Origin of the sequence: Acetobacter musti (genome assembly GCF_011516835.1) — a bacterium.
Taxonomy (GTDB): domain Bacteria; phylum Pseudomonadota; class Alphaproteobacteria; order Acetobacterales; family Acetobacteraceae; genus Acetobacter; species Acetobacter musti.
Genome location: NZ_WOTB01000010.1, coordinates 76,424 through 93,456, shown reverse-complemented (window position 1 = coordinate 93,456; position 17,033 = coordinate 76,424). Strand labels below are relative to the sequence as shown.

The window sequence follows — 17,033 nt, the reverse complement described above, 5'->3', positions numbered from 1 at the left end:
CTTTTGGGGCCGGTGGTGAAGCCCTGAAGGGAAACGGAACAGACCGGCTTTGGAAGAGACGTTAAAGTGCGGGGGCTTTATCCATGCTGTCGGAGGGTGTGTCGATGACAGGGAGGATGAGAGCGGAGGGATGATCCCGATCGTGCCAGATTTTCTGAAGCGCTTTCTGATGGCGGTCCGATGTTCCGAATACGTCTCCTGTGTTGGGATTTGGCGCGAACTGAGGATAATCGCTCGATGAGATTTCCAGTCTTATGCGGTGTCCGGGCATAAACAGATTGCTGGCTGGCCAGATCTTGATTCTGTATTTGTATATCTCGCCCGGATGGACGGGTTCGGGATGACTTAATGAATTGCGGAAGCGTGTGGCCTGGATGCCATTGTTCAGGTTCACGGCCGTGCCGTCCGGAGCGACATCGACCAGTTTCGCGGTGAAGTCGGTGTCGGTCGCACTTGTCGATGCATACAGTTCGACACTGATCGGGCCAGTTACATTGAGGGGTGTCGTGAGGGGAGAACTGGTGAAAACGAGGATATCCGGCCTCTGCTCGACCGATGACTGATCGTACTGGCCCTGCGGTCCGGAATCCCAGCTGCAGCAGGAATGTCCGCCCACGCTGGGAACCGGATTGTCCGGATTGTAGGTAAATTCATCGGTTTTCGCTGTCAGGGTGGCCGGGTCGGTGTCTCCGGTGGGCAGGGGACGCGTCTCTGGCGGATGCTGGCCTGGCGGAAGCGGGGTGAGGGCGCCGTCGCCCATGACGGATGACGCGCTGTGCTGGCTGCCGAGATACCAGGTCTGCCATTTGGTGCCCGGGACCGGCCAGGCGTTCGCGGTGTGCCACCTGTTTTCACCCATGGTGAAATAATCGATACGGGGGCCTGTTGCGACGCCGTTATTGTCACCTTTCAGGAAGTGGTCGAACCATTTCAGCATGAGATCGTTGACGGGGCTGTTCGCGACCGGGCCAATGGCTTTCAGGCGGGGGCTGACTGTCGAGGCTTCTCTTCCCCAGCCGATATGATCCCAGGGGCCGATGACGATGCGCTGGTTCCGGCGCGCTTCGGGAGTGCCGCCTTCACGCTGCATCCCGGTGAAGTTCTCCAGCGCGCCGTTCAGGAAGGCGTCGTACCAGCCGTCGAATGCGAGGACGGGGACGGTCACCTTGTGATAACGCGATTTTATATCGAACTCTTTCCAGTATTCGTCTGAGGCCGGATGGCGGATGGCGTCATAGAAATAGGGCGCGACCTTTTTGTCCTGCGGGCGCAATGGCGGAAATGTCGTGTAGGGCGTGTAGGTCATCCATTTCGCGGGGTTTCTGCCGGCCTCCGCGAGTTCCTTCGCCAGTTTCGTGTCTCCGCGGTTCGCGGCGGCGGAGGAGGCGATGTCGGCCATCATCCAGGGTTCGATGAAGGCGAGGCGGAACGCGCCGTCTTCGTATGTCCAGCCGTCTCCGTAATCGGAGCCTGTGTTGGACGGGGCGATCGCGGCGAGTGATGGCGGGGTTGCGGTGGCGGCGAGCCATTGTGTGGCGCCGACATAGGAGGAGCCGTACATGCCGACTTTTCCGTTTGAGCCTGGCAGGCGGGCGGCCCATTCGACCGTATCGTATCCGTCATTGCGGTCGTAACGATATTCGTAGAAGGTTCCGTCGGATTTTCCCTGACCGCGGATGTCCTGGATCACCACGATGTAGCAATGCGAGGCGAACCAGTCCGGGGACTGGAAGCGGGAGGGCTGCATCTGGGCGGCGTCCTTGCCGTACTGCGTGCGCATGAGAATGACCGGGACCTTGCCGGAGGTTTCCGGTGTGTAGATATCGGCGCGCAGAACGACGCCGTCCCGCATTCTGGCCGGGACATCGGTTTTTTTACTGACTTTGCAGCTGCCCCGTCCGGTCTGGGAGGGCCACGTGCTGTCCGCAAGGGCGGGCGCGGTTGCCAGGCAGAAGGAAAATCCGGTGAGACAGGCTGTGAAAATGGATGTTCTGGTCAGGACGGAGGGGAATTTCCGGCCGGAAGCATCAGGGGTTTCCTGGCGTCCGGGCGGGTTATGCCGCTCCGGGTGGTGGCGCGGCGTTGCCACTGATTGCGGGGACAGGCCTTCTGTCGGAAGGGAGCATGGTGTTGGAAACTTTTTTGCTGCCTTCTGTGATGACATGACCTGTTCCTTTTTTGCGGAAAACTCTGGCGCCTTTTCCGGGCGGGGCTGCTTAAAGAGACTGTTTCAGAAGCCTGCCTGTGAAGTCTTTGGTTAATTATAAAAAGTTTTTGGTGAAGCTTTTTTCAAAAAGCTTCAGAAGACGCCGCCTTTTTGAAAAAAGGCGGCACCCAAAAACTTTTATTGTTTCTTATCAAGGGTTTCTAATAGGCTTTCCGGCGATCGACCAGGCCGGCGGGAGGCTGGCCGGCCTGAAAGCGTCTGATATTGGCGATGACGCTCTCCGCGCCGCTCTGTGCGTTTGTGTTGCTTGCGATATGGGGTGTGAGGATGATCCAGGGGTGTTCCCACAGGGGTGAGGTGGCGGGCAGAGGTTCGGGGCTGGTGACGTCCAGGACGGCCCAGCGCAGCTGGCCGCTGTCGAGGGCGCCGAGCAGATCGTCGGTGACGACGTGTCCGCCCCGGCCGGCGTTGATGAAGCTGGCGCCTTTCGGGAGCTTCGAGAACAGCGATGCGCGGAACAGCCCGCGGGTCGCGTCGGTCAGGGGCAGAAGGCAGACGAGGATGTCCGTGGAGGCGAGGAAGGCGTCCAGTTCCGTGTCGCCGGCGAATACGGGGACGTCTGCGATGTCGCGGGGGCTTCTGTTCCACCCCTGGACCGCGAAGCCGAGGGAGAGGAGGGCTTTTGCGCAGGGTGTTCCCAGCGTGCCCATGCCCATGATGCCGACGCGGGTTGCGGCGGCCGGGCGTTCGGGGTGGGCCTGCCACAGGCGCTCTGTCTGCTGCTGTCTGTAAAGCGGGAGGTCGCGCTGAATGGCGAGGACGAAGGCGGTGACGTATTCGACCATGCCGGCCGTGAGGGCGGGTTCGATCATTCTGACGAGGCTGACCTGGGGAGGCAGGGTGCTGAGGTCGAACTGATCGACGCCGGCGCCCAGGGAGAACACCAGTTTCAGGTTCGGGAACTGTGCGAAGATTTCAGGGTCGGGCTTCCACAGCGCCAGGTATTCGACGTCTTCCGGGTTGCCGCATTCGGGCCAGAAATGGAAGGCCATTTCCGGCATCTGCTGGCGGAAGACGGTCTGCCAGTGCAGTTCACGGGTCTGATCCAGCCTGAGCACAAAAGACATTTCGTCTCCCCCTTTCCATGTGGCCGGCCACAGGGCCGGACAGGCTGCGGAGACCGTGGCCGGCCTGATCTCCGGATTGTCTGCCGTCAGGCCGGCCCGGCCGACGCTCTATGCTGTGACGTGTCTGTTCCGGGGGCGGGCAAGGCCGAGATTTTCACGGAGTGTCGTGCCTTCATATTCGGTTCTGAACAGGCCGCGGCGCTGCAGTTCCGGAACGACTTTGCGCGTGATGTCCGTGAGGCTTTCCGGGAGAACCGGAAGGGCCATCATGAATCCGTCGCTGCCGCCTTCGCTGACCCAGTGTTCCATCTGATCGGCGATACCGGAAGGCGTTCCGTAGAAAATGACCTTGCTGCGGTTATATTTCCGGCAGATTTCGCGCAGGGTGAGGCCTTCGCGGATCAGGCCGACGATTTCATTGAAATAGATCTGATGGAAATTCGAGTGGTCCGGAATCCGATGCTCCGGGACGGGCTCGTCGAGCGGGAGGTCGGAGAGATCGGTTTCGAGATCGGTTTTCAGATACATCAGGCCGACCTCGATCGGCACGGTCTCCTGCCACAGCGCCCATTTTTCTCTGGCCTGCTCCTCGCTTTCGCCGACGACGACCGACACGCCCGACAGCACTTTCAGTGCGTCCGTGGAGCGGCCGTAGCGGGTCATGCGTCCCTTGAGGTCGCGGTAGAAGGCCTGTGCCTGTTCGAGGCAGGAGCCGGTTCCGAAGACGACCTCGGCGGTTCTCGCGGCGAATTCCTTGCCGGCTTCGGACGCGCCGGCCTGGAAAATGACGGGCTGGCCCTGACGGGAGCGTCGCATGTTCAGGCCGCCATAAACGCGGAAAAATTCGCCCTGGTGGTCAAGGATATGGAATTTTTCCGGATCGAACATCCGGGCGTTCGCCTTGTCGAAAATAAACGCGTCGTCTTCCCATGTGTCCCACAGCGCCTGAACGACTTCGAGGCATTCGGCGGCTTTTTCGTAGCGTTTATCGTGTGGCGGCAGGGCGGAGAGCCCGAAATTCCGGGCTGCGTAATCATTGGCGCTCGTCACCACGTTCCAGGCGGCGCGACCGTGGCTGATGTGGTCGAGCGAGCCGAAAAGGCGGGCGATATTATAGGGTTCGTAGAAGCTGGTTGAGGCGGTTGCGCCGAGGCCGATATGGCTGGTGGAGCCGGCGAGCGCGGAGAGGAGCGTGATGGGCTCCATCATGTTCATGTAAAGCGGCGAGCGCGTCCAGAAATCCAGGTTCTCGGTGCGGGCGGCGGGTGTGTCGGCCAGAAAGAAAAAATCCAGTTTTCCGGCTTCCGCTTCCTGGATGATGTTGCGGAAATAGTCGACATCTGTCGCCGCGTCGTCCTGGGCCGACGGAAGCAGCCATGCTGCGGAGTGATATCCGTTGGCTTCGAAGAGTCCGCCGAGAACCATTCTTTTCCGGGTCTGTTCCATCTTACAGCTTCCTTTTTTTCCGGGCGCAGGAGCGTACCGCTAAAGATCTGACGACTGTGGTTCTGACGCACCGGCTGCGGGCGGGGTGAGAATGGGCAACGGCGGCAACACGGTAAACCCCATTTTTTTCTACTCATTGCGTTAACGGAACACCGCTTCGGGATGGTTTTTCCATATCAGATCGAAGGAAAAAATTATTACTGCGTCGTAATGCCCGCATGTCAGAGTGATATGACGAGGCCATTCCGGTGATGGCGTCAGGCCTGACGGGAGGAATGCCGGATTCCTGTCGGGGAACCGGAGGGAGCGGATGACCAGAGGGGCTATCGATGATCGGGGCGAATGTGTCAGACTCCCGGACATCTCCAGGGCCAGCCAGCGAAAGTCCGATGAATGACCGCCTGCAGAATTCCATGACAGCAGTTTCTTCGCCGTTCAAACTGAGTATCCGGGGTCTGTATAAAGCTTATGGTGACGCGGTGGCGCTGGAACGCGTGACCATGGATGTCCTCACCGGTGAGTTCGTGACCCTGCTGGGGCCGTCGGGGTCTGGCAAAAGCACGCTCCTGCAGCTGATCTGCGGTCTGGTGCCGCCCAGTGGCGGCCGTCTCTTCATCGATGGCGCTGACCGGACGCAGGCGTCGGCGGCGGAGCGGGACATCGGGGTGGTGTTTCAGAATTACGCGCTGTTTCCGCATCTGACGGTGGGGGAAAACGTTGCTTTTCCGCTCAGAATCCGGGGTCTGGAGAGGTCCGTCATTCTGCGCAGGATGGAGGCGGCGCTCGGAATGGTCGGTCTGACCGGTTATACGGAGCGGATGCCGTCGGAACTGTCCGGCGGTCAGCAGCAGCGCGTCGCGCTGGCCCGCTGTCTGGTGTATCAGCCGTCGCTGATCCTGATGGATGAATCCTTTTCCGCCCTGGACCGGAATCGTCGTCTGGTGCTGCAGGATGAGGTCCGCCGGATTCATCGCGAGACCGGAACGACCTTTATCTTTGTGACGCATGACCAGGAAGAAGCCATGACGATGTCGGACAGAATCTGTCTGATGAATCGGGGGCGGGTTGAGCAGTTCGATACGCCGAGGGCGCTTTACGATACGCCCCGGACGGTATTCGCCGCGGATTTCATTGGCACGTCGACGATCCTTCAGGGGGTGGTGCGGCCCGGAGGGCGGCTGGCCACGCCGGTCGGGGATCTGCCGCTTCCGGATGGTTCATCGGTATCCGCCGGCACGAAGGGGGCGCTGGTGCTGCGTCCTGAGCATCTGCGGCTTCATACCGATGATGAAACCGGTCTGAGGGGTGTGGTTGAGGACGTTACGTTCGGGGGTGCGGAGCAGAGGGTCCGGTTCCGGCTGGGGAACGATCAGAAAATCGTTGTTCAGGTTCCGGCGACTCTGGCGCTGTCGGCCGGTCAGGCCGCGACAGTGCGGTGGAATGCGGGTGACGGGCATTTCATTCCGGATCAGGAGGCATGACATCGGGGCGTATGGGGCAGACCTTTCCGACGCTGCTGACGCGACGGTCCGTGCTGGCCGGGAGCGGCGCCTGCGGGCTGATGGCGGCGGCGCGGCGGGCGCGGGCGGAGGGTGTTTCGGCGCTGACCATCGCGGATGTGGGGGCTGAGCCTTCGGCGGCGATGCGGCGGGCGTTTTACGAACCGTTCGAGAAGGAGACCGGCATTCGGGTCATTGCGGTGCCGCATGCGGCTGATCCGGTGACGCAGTTCAGGCTGATGGTGGAGACGCGCTCCTATATCTGGGACCTGTGCATGCTGAACACGGAGCATGTCGCCCGTCTGCAGCATGACGGGCGGTATTTCGAGCCTCTGCATCTGACTCCTGCCGATACGGCGGATCTGCTGCCTGGAATGTTCAGTGATGTCTGGCTCGGTTTTTCCGTTTATGCGGTGATGATGGCGTGGCAGACGGCGAGTTTTCCGAAGGGAGGGCCTTCTTCCTGGCCGGAGTTCTGGGATGTCGGGCGCTTTCCGGGGCGGCGCAGTCTGTGCAGGTCGCCTGCGGCGACGCTGGAACTGGCGCTGCTGGCGGATGGCGTTCCGCCGGACAGGCTGTATCCGCTGGATGTGGACAGGGCGTTTTCCTCGCTGGCCCGGCTGCGCGATCATGTTGCGATCTGGTGGTCGAGCGGCGCGCAGAATACGCTTCTGCTTGAGAGCGACGAGGTGGATCTGTCCGATACGTGGTCGTCGCGCGCCCAGGCGGCGGTGAGCGCGGGGGCGCCGGTCACGCTGGTCTGGAACGGTCTGTATGTGACTGACGGGTGGTGCATCCCGACGGGCTGTCCGCGCGCCGGGATTGCGCGGGCGTTTGTCCGCTACTGCGCGCGGGCTGACCGTCAGGCGGAATATGCCCGCCATATCGCGAACGGTCCCACCAACAGGCGGGCGTTCAGCTATCTCGCGCCGGAGCGTGCGGCGGTTTTACCGACCGCGCCGGAAAATTTCAAAGGACTGACGAAATTCGATGCGGCATGGTGGGGAGAAAATACCGGGTGGGTTGCCGAGCGTTTCGAAGAGTTCATGCTTGAATAACGACAGGAGAGGCTGATGGCGGCGAATCCTGAAATGGCGGGTATGGCGGCGCGCGATACCGGTAAAGACGGTCGTCTGGCGGGGGCTGTCCGGTTCATCCGGAGCCGGAATGTTTTATCCGCTCTTCCGGTGCTGCCCGGTTTTCTGTTCCTGGTGGTGTTTCTCGTCATCCCGCTCGTGCAGACCGTCTGGAGCAGTGTGCATGATCCTGCCGGATCGGGCTTCAGTTTTTCCGCATTCGGTCATCTGTTCGCGGTGCCTGCGTATCGGGGGGTGCTGTGGACTACCCTTTCCGTGGCGTTGTGGTGTACCGTTCTGTCCGCGGGGCTCGGTTATCCGGTCGCGGTCTGGCTGGCGACGCTGTCTGAAAAGACGCGGCGGCGGGCTCTGTTTCTGATCATGGCGCCTTTCTGGACCAGTGTTCTGGTGCGCAATTTTGCGTGGCTCATTCTTCTGGGGCGCCACGGTCCTGTCGCCGCTCTGATGCGCTTTCTCAACATTCCCGGTGGTGACGCGCTGCTTTTCAATCGGGCGATCCTGATTATCGCGATGGTCTATGTCCTGTTGCCGATGTCGATCATTGCGATGCTGCCCGCGCATACGAGCATCAGTCGCGAGCTGCTGAGCGCGGCGCGGACGATGGGCGCGCGCAGGGCGGATATTTTCTGGCGGATTTATTTTCCGCTTTCCCTGCGGGGCAGCGCGGCGGCGGCTCTGCTTGTGTTTCTGACGGCGCTCGGGTTTTTCATTACGCCCACATTGCTTGGAGGGCGGCATGACGTTCTGCTGGGCGAACTGATCATCCTGCAGATCGACCGGCTTCAGAACTGGCATTTTGGCAGCGCGCTGGCTGTTGTGATTGTTCTGGCCGGCGGTATTGCGATTGCCCTGACGGACTGGTTCTTCGATCTGGCGGGAACGAGGCCGCGCAGGGGGTCGGGCGGGAGGTCTGTTGCGGTGTCCGGCCTGCTGGCCCGTCTTTCGGTGTCGGCGGGTCGGGCGGTTCCGGGTTTCCTTCGGTCCGGCGGGTGGGAGGCGCGGCTGCCCGGGCTCTGTTCATGGTCCATTATCGTATTTCTGGCGGCCCCGCTTCTGGCCATCGTTCCCATGGCGTTCACACGCGATCCGTTTCTGACCTTTCCGCCGCATCTCGGGACGTTTCACTGGTTTCTGCAATATCTCCGGGACCCGCTCTGGATTTCCGCGACGTTCACATCCGTGCGTGTGGGGCTGGGGGCCGCGGCGCTGTCTGTTGTCCTGTCCGGGCTTGCGGCGTTCAGCATTGCGCGTGCGGACGGAAGGCTGGCCAGTCTGGGTATTCTGGCGTTCATGGTGCCGCTCGCCGTGCCGCCGATCGTGATCGCGCTGGCCCAGTTCAGTCTGTTTGCGCGATTTTCGATGATCGCGACGGACAGTGCGATCATGCTGGGTCATACGCTGCTGTGCATGCCGGTGGTTTTTACGATTCTTCTGGCCGGTTTCAGGTCGTATGACTGGCAGCTCAATCAGGCGGCGGCCACTCTGGGGGCGCGGGGTTCGCAGATTCTGACGCGAATTCTGCTGCCGATCATACGGCCTGTGCTGGTGGCCGGCGCTGTGGCTGCGTTTCTGACGTCTTTTGACGAGCTGACGATGGCTCTGTTTCTGGGAGGCGGTCTGAAGACGACTCTTCCGAAGCAGATGTGGGATGCTGTTCTGCTGGAGGTCAGTCCGTTGCTCGTTGCTGTGTCGGTTGTGGTGATGACGGTGGTGACGCTGCTTTTCCTGGTGATGGAGAGGGCTCTGACACGCAGGAGGGCTGGCGGGCCTGGCTGAGAACGGGCGGGTCTGGTGTCAGCCGGTCTGGAAATCGGGGCCGGCCATGCCTGGAATGGAGGCATCGGAGATGAACGTTCTGCAGTGTTCCTCAAAGCTTTCCAGAAGCCGTGATTTTCTTACGTTGGCCAGGGTCGCCGTGCCGATCACCATTGGCCGGTGTTCGCCGGTGAGCCGGATTCTGACGACCCGTCTGCCGTCAAGCGCGATGTCCGAGCGGGGTCTGACGTTGGCGAGTGTGTAGCCGTAGCCGTTGGCGACCATGGTGCGCACGACTTCCTGGTGGGTCGAGCGCGAGTAGATCCGGGGTTCGAGCCCTTCCGCGAAGAAGAGTGTGTAGAAATATTCCCGGCTGATGGGCAGGTCGAGCAGGATCAGGGGTTCGCTGGCGAGTTCGCTCAGCGAGACTTCGTCGCGTCCGGCGAGGGGGTGGGATTCACAGACGAGCGCGTGGGGCGCGAGGCTTGCCAGCGGGGAGAAGCTGACGCCTTCCGGAGTCTGAAGATCGTAGGTGATGGCGATGTCGATTTCGGCTCTTTTCAGCCGGTCGAGAAGCCATTCGTGATCGGCCTCGAACTGGCGGATTTCCGTTGCCGGATAGGTCGACAGGAAGCCGTGCACGAGTTCGGGCATGATCATCGGGGCGAGCGTGACCATCGAGCCGACGGCCAGACGGCCGCGCACCTGGTCCGTGGCTTCGGCGGCGGCGGCATAGAGCCCCTCGGCCATCCCGATAACACGCTTCGCTTCCGCAATGAGCTTGTGTCCGGCGGGGGTGAGGGAGAGGCCCTGCGCGTGGTGGCGGACAAAGAGCTGGACGCCCAGCTCCTGTTCGAGATGGCTGATCGCTGTCGAGATAGATGGCTGGGAGATCGAGAGTTTTACCGAGGCGTGCCGGATCGACCCTGCTTCTCCTGCCGCAACAAAATACTCGAGCTGACGTAACGTGTAACGCATGTCTGTCTCTTACACCACGCTACGTCTCCGTGCGAGCGATACCGTTAAAAACTTCTGCCCGGGAGGTGGAAACCGCGGGCCGGGAGCGCGGAGCGGTCTTGCTATGAGGTCCCGGCCGCCAGCTTCCGGCCGGCTATATGGCCTGCGAGATAATCCGCATCATGCCAGACGCCCCAGATGAAAGGCGAGGCGCGGCGTGACAGTCCGGCCAGGCCGAGGAAATAGAGTCCCGGGATTTCCGCTACGCCGCGCTCGTGGATCGGGTTGCCGGCCTGATCGAAGGCGTCGACTTTCATCCAGCGTGTGAAGTCCAGAGCGTATCCGGTTGCCCAGACGACCGAGGTGACGCCGGCGTCCGCGAGGTTCAGACGCAGGAGCGGGTCGGTGACGCAGGCGGGGTCCGGGGCGATGTGTCGCGCCTCGGGTTCTTCCGGCAGATCGAGACCCTCGCGCGCGACATAGGCGTCGGCGGCGTCGAGCATTGCCAGATAATTGGCGTCGCCGAGCGCGATGTTCTTTGCGAGATCGGGCGCGAAGTGCATTTCGCCGTCAGTGAAACGCTCCGCCCGTCCTGTCAGTGTCATGCCGCGTGAGGCGAGTTCTCTGAAATCGACTGTATGTCCGCCATGAGCGCCGCTGACGGCGATGGTGACATGATCCGCTGACGGCTCCGCCGCTCTGGCGTCCCACATTCCGAGCACGCCAAGCCACCAGACGAAATCCCGGCCGCGATACCGTCTCGGCGGACGGTCATGGGGGCCGACGGAGAGATAAACACGCCGTCCCGAACGCATCAGTTCGTCGGCGATCTGGGCGCCTGAGGAGCCGGCGCCGATGACCAGCACCGCTCCGTCGGGGAGCTGCGCGGGATTCCGGTAGGAGGCGGAGTGGATCTGCACCAGCCCGGCATTTTCGGGAATGACGGATGGAATGACAGGTTTCTGAAATGCGCCGGTTGCGGCGATGACGTTTTCCGCCTCAATGAGTCCGTCCGGGGTTTCGGCGATGAAGCCTGTGCCGGTTTCGTTTCGCGTCAGGGTCGTCACTTCGACTCCGCAACGAATGGGAGCCGAGATCATTGCGGCGTAGGCGCTGAAATATTCGACGATCTTGTCCCGTGACGCAAAGGCGTCGGGATCGACGCCCGGAAAGGTCATTCCGGGGAATCTGTCATGCCAGGCTGGTCCGTTGGCGACGAGAGAGTCCCATCTCGACCGCCAGCTCGCAGCTATTTCGTTTTTTTCGAGGATGAGATGAGGGAGTCCGCGCCGGCCCAGGTGCTCGCTTATCGCGAGCCCTGCCTGTCCGCAACCGACAACCAGTGTCCCGACTTTCTCTGCTGTCATGCTCGACACTCTTTCAATTCCGCTGCCAGATCTGACCGGCAGAGCGTGCTCTGTGTCAACTCACCTAATTTATGAAAAGAAGCCGCGAAACAAGAATATCATTCAGCTCTGATTAGTTTTTTCCGGGCCGGATCATCGCATGGCCGTTCTTATCGCCTGTCATTCTCTGACCACGCTAATCTTACGATCTGCTTTAGAAAATCATCATTGCGATCACGTTATGTTATCCTATGATCCGGATCAGGTTCATATCCGGTCCGGAAAAAAGAGGGCCTGTTCAAAAAGCGTGCACCGCCGCCGGAGCGGGCGGTCCGGGTTCTCTGCCAGTGATAATCATAGTGACATCGGGGGTTTAGCAATGAAACGTCGGGCTCTTTTCCTTGCAGGCATCTCGATGCTGTGTGTGGCGGCGGAGGCGCGTGCGGCGGACCAGTCCTCCACGTCCGCGGCGAAGACCGGAGCGGCGAAAAAAACGGCTGTCCCTAAACGCGCGGCACCGGTCCGTTCGTCGAAAACCGCGCAGGTGAAGGCGCAGCAGGAGGCGCTTTCGGTGACGTCGTCGCGGCATGTGACGCGGGCCGCGACGCAGGTGGTGACGCGGCAGCAGATGGATGAGGCTGTCGCCGGTACGAGTCCTTTCAAGATTCTTGCGCAGACGCCGGGCGTCAACTTCACATCAGACGACGCGCTCGGTCTCGATACATGGAGTGTCGGGCTTTATGTTCGCGGATTCTCGAAATCGCAGATCGCGGTGACGCTGGACGGAATACCGCTCGGTGATCAGGGGTATCAGAAATATAACGGTCTCGATATCAATGCCGCCATCACCCAGGACAACATTCAGAGCATGAGTGTGTCGAAAGGCGGCGGGGCTGTGGATGCGCCGTCGACGACGAATCTCGGTGGTGCGATCCAGTTCGTTTCCCGCGATCCGAGCCGGAAAATGGGTGGAACGGTCTCGCAGATGTTTGGAAGTTTCAATGCTTTCCGGACATTTATCAGATTTGACAGTGGCGATCTGAACAAGACCGGCACGAGGTTTTATACGTCCTATGTGAGAACGGACAGCGGTAAGTGGAAAGGGGCGGGGGATCAGTTTCAGGAGCAGGTCAATTTCAAGCTGTACCAGCCAGTCGGGAATGACAGCCATATCGCGGCGACATTCGACTGGTCGGATATGGCTATGTGGGGATATGAGGATCTGAGTTTCAATGCCCTGAATACGGTGGGGCAGCGTCTGGATATTTACTATCCGAACTACGCGCGGGCCTATCGCGCGGCGCAGGGAATTTATACCGGTGGCATCGAGAAGCTGAAGGCGCCTCTCGACGCGGCTTATTATGACGGTGGTTCGACTGAGGAAAACTTCCTTGGCGCGCTCGATTTCGATTTCAAGCTGGCGGACAATCTTCGCTGGAAAACGGTTGCTTATGGTCATGCCGATTCCATGAATTCGGCCTATACCGATCCGTACGATCCTTCCCCCAACGGCAGTGCGTTGTCGGAGCAGAACTATCAGCCGCGTGTTCAGAGATTTGGTTTCACCAGCAACGTGAATTACAATATCGCGCATAACGATATCGAGACCGGAATCTGGTACGAAAATAACGAATATAAAAATGGATATTTCCTGTATCAGGAGCCTGTTCTGGGTCAGGGCGCGCCGCTCAAGGCGGTCGGCCCCTATACGGTTTATGGTCCTGCTTTCAGCCATCCTTGGGAGAGCGCGTACCATACGAACACGTTCCAGTTCCATCTCCAGGACACGTATTTTGTATTGCCGTCTCTGTCTCTGAATGCCGGTTTCAGGTCATTTCTACAGACGACTGGGGGTGGCGCGACGTATAACAATCCGGCTGAGAGTGGTGTGGCGCAGTTGCCGAGCGGCAGTCTGACGACGGCGGGCGCTTTCCTTCCGCATGTCGCGATTGACTGGCATTTTTTACAGAATCACGAACTTTACTTCGATATGGCTGAGAATCTGCGTGGCTACAGTTATGGCGGCTATCAGAGCGGGAGTCTTCCGAGTGCATGGCAGGCTCATGACCAGGCTGCGTTCCAGGAGCTGAAGAAGACGCTGAAGCCGGAGAGAACATGGGTTTATACGCTGGGATACCGGTATAATTCGAAAATATTTTCCGCGAGTGCGGATATTTACCGGGTGAACTATTTCAACCGGATGCAGTCCATTACAACAGGCACTCTGGTCGATCCGCATTCGACGGTAACGAATGTCGGAAACGTAAATCTGAACGGTGCGGACGCTGAGATTGTTCTGCGGCCGATTAAAAATCTTTCTATCTCCAGCAGCATGAGCTACGCGCATTCTGTTTACGGCAATAACCTTGTTTCCATTGACACTGTCTATCAGACAAAAGGAAAGCATACCGTTGCGTATCCGTCATGGATGTACAAAGGGCGGCTTTCCTATGCTTATGGCAACGCGGAAGCGCATCTTGATGCCAGCTATGTGGGCAGGAGATATTTCAGCTACACGAACGATACCTGGGTGCCGAGTTACTGGCTGGTGGATCTTGGCGCACGGTATCGGTTTAAGAATGTCTGGCTTGCGCATGATCTGACTGTTGACTTCAATGTCTACAATCTTCTGAATCATGCCTATATCGCGACGATCGGCGAAGGTGGCTTCCCTCTTTCGGGTGATCGCCAGTCGATGCTGGCCGGAATGCCGCGGGCCTATTTCGGGTCGGTGAAGATGGATTTCTGATCTGGCGGGATTGCAGGTTCATGCCTGCTTGTGAGTGGAGCTTTCAGGGCTCTGCCCTGAGACCCGTAAAGGGGCGTGGTCCCTTTGATCCCGGTTTGTTAAGTCAAAAGGGATGAAAAGGGGAGCCCTGCCTGTGAAAACGTATGTAAATTATAAAGAAGTTTTTGGTGAAGCTTTTTTCAAAAAGCTTCAGAGCACGCCGCCTTTTTGAAAAAAGGCGGCACCCAAAAACTTTTATTGTTTTTTACTAAATGCTTATCGCTAAATGCCCTCTGGTCCTGGCTGAAGCGAACAGGTGATCGGGACTCGAAAAATATAACATCATCAGTTTGTTATAAGACTTTTTATGTGTTGAAGGCTTTTGAAACGGTTCCTCAGAGATGAGAAGCCGGGTTGTGTTTTCAACTATAAAAGTAATGTCATGGGAAAAGAGTATTCGGCAACTGCGGATGATTTGCCCAGAAATCGCAGTGATGCAGTCCGGCGATATCGTTCCGGTTTTGGATGCCGCCTGATCTGTTGTCCGCGATGACGGTTACGACCGGATTTTCCTGTGTCCAGCGTGACCAGCCTGAATCGGGCTGGCCGAATGCCTGCCACATTGCCATCATTTTTCGTGAAAGTTCTGTCTGTTCCGCTGAAAGCGGGCCGATAACGGATTTGTAGCCGAACAGATAGGGCAGTTCCGCGGTGTGTGACGCGCCCCGGTCGAAGCCTTCGGGGGCAGGCAGTTTCATGGCCAGGGAGTGAAAGGGGGGCGCGGTCCGGTCGGCGAATTCGTAAACCGAGACGGTTGTTGAAGAGGAGAGAGCCGAGGCGGCGCGAAGCGCGGGACAGATGAAAAGCTGGTCGGTACGGATGGCGGCCAGTGTGTAGACGGGAGATGCGTCGTTCTTCAGTGGATAGAGTGCTGTCAGATCTTTTTTGATCTCGGGATAGGCGCGGTCGAGGATGGTCGCATAGGTTTCAGGCGACAGCGGGTAATACCCGGCGAGAAAGCTGCGGAGTTCGTCGCGGTTGAAACCGACGAGGACGGGGACGTGGTGCCATGCTCCGGACCGGATGGCGACTTCCGGTGAGACAGGCTGAAGGGATGAGCCGGAGGGCGTCATGGGGAAGAGGGGGCGGGGCACCTCCTGTCCGTTCTCCAGGCGCAGCAATGGCCGGGTCCAGACCGTGTTCCAGCTTTCCAGCAGTGTCTTTACGGGTTTACTGCGCAGGCAGGCGAACGGATATGGGCCCGTGCAGCCGGCTTCTTTTGCTGCGCCCGCGCCGGCGGCCTGCATGACGGCCAGAGACGGGCGTGCCGGACAGAAACCGCTTTCCATGATGGCCTGGCTGAAAAGCCCGCTCGATGCCGGGGCTGTGAGCAGGTCGCAGACATTGGCGGCGCCGGCGGATTCGCCTGCCAGGGTTACATTTTCGGGGTTGCCGCCGAATGCCCCGATATTCGTGTGGACCCATCGGAGAGCGGCGACAATGTCTCCGGCTGCGAGGTCACCGTCCGGATTTCTGCTCTTCTGTTCTCCGGAGATTGCCAGGAAGCCGAATATGCCAAGACGGTACGCCGGAATGACGACGATCGAATGGGTTGTCTGTGCAAAAGCCGCGCCGTCGTAGATCGCGGGTGTGCCGGCCTGATTGGCACCCCCATGGATGAAGACGACGACGGGAAGCCGTGCGTGTGGCGCTGACATCCGGGGACGATAGACATTCAGATAGAGGCAGTTTTCATTATGCGTTTCAAAGGCGTCGCCGCTGATCAGGGCGGCACAGCCCTCGTGCTGTGTGATGGCGCTGATGGGATGAGATGCTGCCGGAGCGGGAATGGCGGATTGCCAGCGGAGAGGTCCGACGGGCGGGACGGCGTAGGGGATTCCGAGGAATGTGTCGCCATTTTCCTGACTGAGACCGGAGATTACGCCCGCGGGTGCGGAGACTTCGGGGGAATGTGCCAGCGCTGTTCCGGATATGCCTGATGTCAGAGTGGCGACAAGGGCGGCTGTCAGAGCGGGACGAAGCGTCCGGACAAATCCTGTGTCGGGGTGGTGCATGGTGTGTTTTTCCTGGGCGGAGTCCGGCGCTATGCCTTCAGTGGAAACCCGCTGTTTCCGTTTGGCCTGTGGCGGCGGGGCATCCTGCGTTTTCTGTTTATCGGACGTTTTCCGGTTTGCAGCACATGACGGCGGGAGCGGTTTCGGGGCAGTTTTTTCTCCGCAGAGATGATGAGTTTGCCGCCCGGTGTTAAAAGCCGGTCGATACGGAAACACAGGTGCCGGACGTTCTGTCAGCGTAACAGGATGGGGATCGCGCGGCAATCCTGGTGCGGTCAATGCCGGTTATTGCGTCTTCTTTCCGATTTTTGCTGACTGCAATCTGCCTGGCGATACGTTGAAATGGCTTCTTCATCAGCGCCTGACAGGAAAGTTCAGTCTGGCGGTGAATACCGTGTCGCGGAGCAAGGCCCGGAGACTTCGGGGCCTGCTGCATGGTGTCGATCTGCTTTTCACCAACAGCGCGGAGGCGGCTGCGTTATTGCCGGATGAGACGGAGATTCCGGATGAGCGGATTTGTAAGGCACTTTTATCCGCGGGTGCCGGTGGAGTGATCTGCACGCAGGGGGGTGATGGTCTGCTTCTGGCGCAGCCGGGATATCTTCAGTTTCTGCCGGCGCCGAGGGCGGTGGTGGTTGACGTGACCGGCGCGGGAGATGCGCTTGTGGGCGGGACGCTTTCCGCGCTTCCGGAAGGAAACAGCCTGATGGATGCCTGCCGCTTCGGGATGGTGGTCGCGGCTCTGACCGTTGAGTCGAACGACAGCGTCTCTTCCCTGCTGACGCGGACACTCGTTCAGGAAAACATGAGGCGTTATGTGAACTGAGGTTTGCGGG

At 59.7% G+C, this 17,033-nt stretch carries 11 protein-coding genes; 5 read left to right on the top strand and 6 right to left on the bottom strand.

All coding sequences use genetic code 11. The features are described from left to right. Positions 1 to 61: 61 nt before the first annotated feature. From GOB93_RS09355 to GOB93_RS09345, 3 genes are all read right to left on the bottom strand, one after another. The gene (locus GOB93_RS09355) at positions 62 to 2,164 is read right to left on the bottom strand and encodes a CocE/NonD family hydrolase (protein WP_173583238.1); all 2,103 of its coding nucleotides are present in this window, start codon (positions 2,162 to 2,164) and stop codon (positions 62 to 64) included. A gap of 203 nt (positions 2,165 to 2,367) precedes the next feature. After that, complete coding sequence (locus GOB93_RS09350; protein WP_173583237.1) at positions 2,368 to 3,294, bottom strand: 2-hydroxyacid dehydrogenase; 927 nt, start codon at positions 3,292 to 3,294, stop codon at positions 2,368 to 2,370. Positions 3,295 to 3,402: 108 nt separating this feature from the next. After that, complete coding sequence (locus tag GOB93_RS09345; protein ID WP_198912683.1) at positions 3,403 to 4,740, bottom strand: LLM class flavin-dependent oxidoreductase; 1,338 nt, start codon at positions 4,738 to 4,740, stop codon at positions 3,403 to 3,405. A gap of 413 nt (positions 4,741 to 5,153) precedes the next feature. On the opposite strand from GOB93_RS09345, the gene GOB93_RS09340 reads away from it, so the two are divergent. Genes GOB93_RS09340 through GOB93_RS09330 form a run of 3 tightly spaced genes read left to right on the top strand, consistent with a single transcriptional unit; the run spans position 5,154 to position 9,112 of the window. Then, positions 5,154 to 6,221: an ABC transporter ATP-binding protein gene (locus GOB93_RS09340; RefSeq protein ID WP_242010660.1), complete on the top strand. Its 1,068-nt coding sequence runs from the start codon at positions 5,154 to 5,156 to the stop codon at positions 6,219 to 6,221. Further along, complete coding sequence (locus tag GOB93_RS09335) at positions 6,218 to 7,297, top strand: extracellular solute-binding protein (RefSeq protein ID WP_242010659.1); 1,080 nt, start codon at positions 6,218 to 6,220, stop codon at positions 7,295 to 7,297. Before GOB93_RS09340 ends, GOB93_RS09335 begins: the two co-directional genes overlap by 4 nt. 15 nt (positions 7,298 to 7,312) lie before the next feature. Next, positions 7,313 to 9,112, top strand: a complete 1,800-nt coding sequence (locus GOB93_RS09330) for an ABC transporter permease subunit (RefSeq protein WP_173583235.1) — start codon at positions 7,313 to 7,315, stop codon at positions 9,110 to 9,112. 18 nt (positions 9,113 to 9,130) lie between these two features. On the opposite strand, the gene GOB93_RS09325 is transcribed toward GOB93_RS09330, so the two are convergent. Continuing rightward, positions 9,131 to 10,069 (bottom strand): LysR family transcriptional regulator, encoded by a 939-nt coding sequence (locus GOB93_RS09325; protein ID WP_173583234.1) that lies wholly within the window; start codon positions 10,067 to 10,069, stop codon positions 9,131 to 9,133. Between the two features lie 101 nt (positions 10,070 to 10,170). Continuing rightward, positions 10,171 to 11,415, bottom strand: coding sequence for a flavin-containing monooxygenase (locus tag GOB93_RS09320; protein WP_173583233.1), 1,245 nt, complete (start codon positions 11,413 to 11,415; stop codon positions 10,171 to 10,173). 358 nt (positions 11,416 to 11,773) lie between these two features. Between GOB93_RS09320 and GOB93_RS09315 the strand changes: the two genes are divergently transcribed. Next, positions 11,774 to 14,143, top strand: a complete 2,370-nt coding sequence (locus tag GOB93_RS09315; RefSeq protein ID WP_173583232.1) for a TonB-dependent receptor — start codon at positions 11,774 to 11,776, stop codon at positions 14,141 to 14,143. A 419-nt stretch (positions 14,144 to 14,562) separates the two neighbouring features. Here the strand turns inward: GOB93_RS09315 and GOB93_RS09310 are convergent, their stop codons facing one another. Then, positions 14,563 to 16,197: a carboxylesterase/lipase family protein gene (locus tag GOB93_RS09310; protein WP_173583231.1), complete on the bottom strand. Its 1,635-nt coding sequence runs from the start codon at positions 16,195 to 16,197 to the stop codon at positions 14,563 to 14,565. A 187-nt stretch (positions 16,198 to 16,384) separates the two neighbouring features. On the opposite strand from GOB93_RS09310, the gene GOB93_RS09305 reads away from it, so the two are divergent. Next, the gene (locus GOB93_RS09305) at positions 16,385 to 17,023 is read left to right on the top strand and encodes a PfkB family carbohydrate kinase (RefSeq protein ID WP_173583230.1); all 639 of its coding nucleotides are present in this window, start codon (positions 16,385 to 16,387) and stop codon (positions 17,021 to 17,023) included. Positions 17,024 to 17,033 lie beyond the last annotated feature (10 nt).

What these genes read in the sequence shown, in the direction of transcription:
- GOB93_RS09355 (WP_173583238.1), bottom strand. Translation starts at nt 2,164, where the DNA reads ATGTCATCACAGAAGGCAGCAAAAAAGTTTCCAACACCATGCTCCCTT.
- GOB93_RS09350 (WP_173583237.1), bottom strand. Translation starts at nt 3,294, where the DNA reads ATGTCTTTTGTGCTCAGGCTGGATCAGACCCGTGAACTGCACTGGCAG.
- GOB93_RS09345 (WP_198912683.1), bottom strand. Translation starts at nt 4,740, where the DNA reads ATGGAACAGACCCGGAAAAGAATGGTTCTCGGCGGACTCTTCGAAGCC.
- GOB93_RS09340 (WP_242010660.1), top strand. Translation starts at nt 5,154, where the DNA reads ATGACAGCAGTTTCTTCGCCGTTCAAACTGAGTATCCGGGGTCTGTAT.
- GOB93_RS09335 (WP_242010659.1), top strand. Translation starts at nt 6,218, where the DNA reads ATGACATCGGGGCGTATGGGGCAGACCTTTCCGACGCTGCTGACGCGA.
- GOB93_RS09330 (WP_173583235.1), top strand. Translation starts at nt 7,313, where the DNA reads ATGGCGGCGAATCCTGAAATGGCGGGTATGGCGGCGCGCGATACCGGT.
- GOB93_RS09325 (WP_173583234.1), bottom strand. Translation starts at nt 10,069, where the DNA reads ATGCGTTACACGTTACGTCAGCTCGAGTATTTTGTTGCGGCAGGAGAA.
- GOB93_RS09320 (WP_173583233.1), bottom strand. Translation starts at nt 11,415, where the DNA reads ATGACAGCAGAGAAAGTCGGGACACTGGTTGTCGGTTGCGGACAGGCA.
- GOB93_RS09315 (WP_173583232.1), top strand. Translation starts at nt 11,774, where the DNA reads ATGAAACGTCGGGCTCTTTTCCTTGCAGGCATCTCGATGCTGTGTGTG.
- GOB93_RS09310 (WP_173583231.1), bottom strand. Translation starts at nt 16,197, where the DNA reads ATGCACCACCCCGACACAGGATTTGTCCGGACGCTTCGTCCCGCTCTG.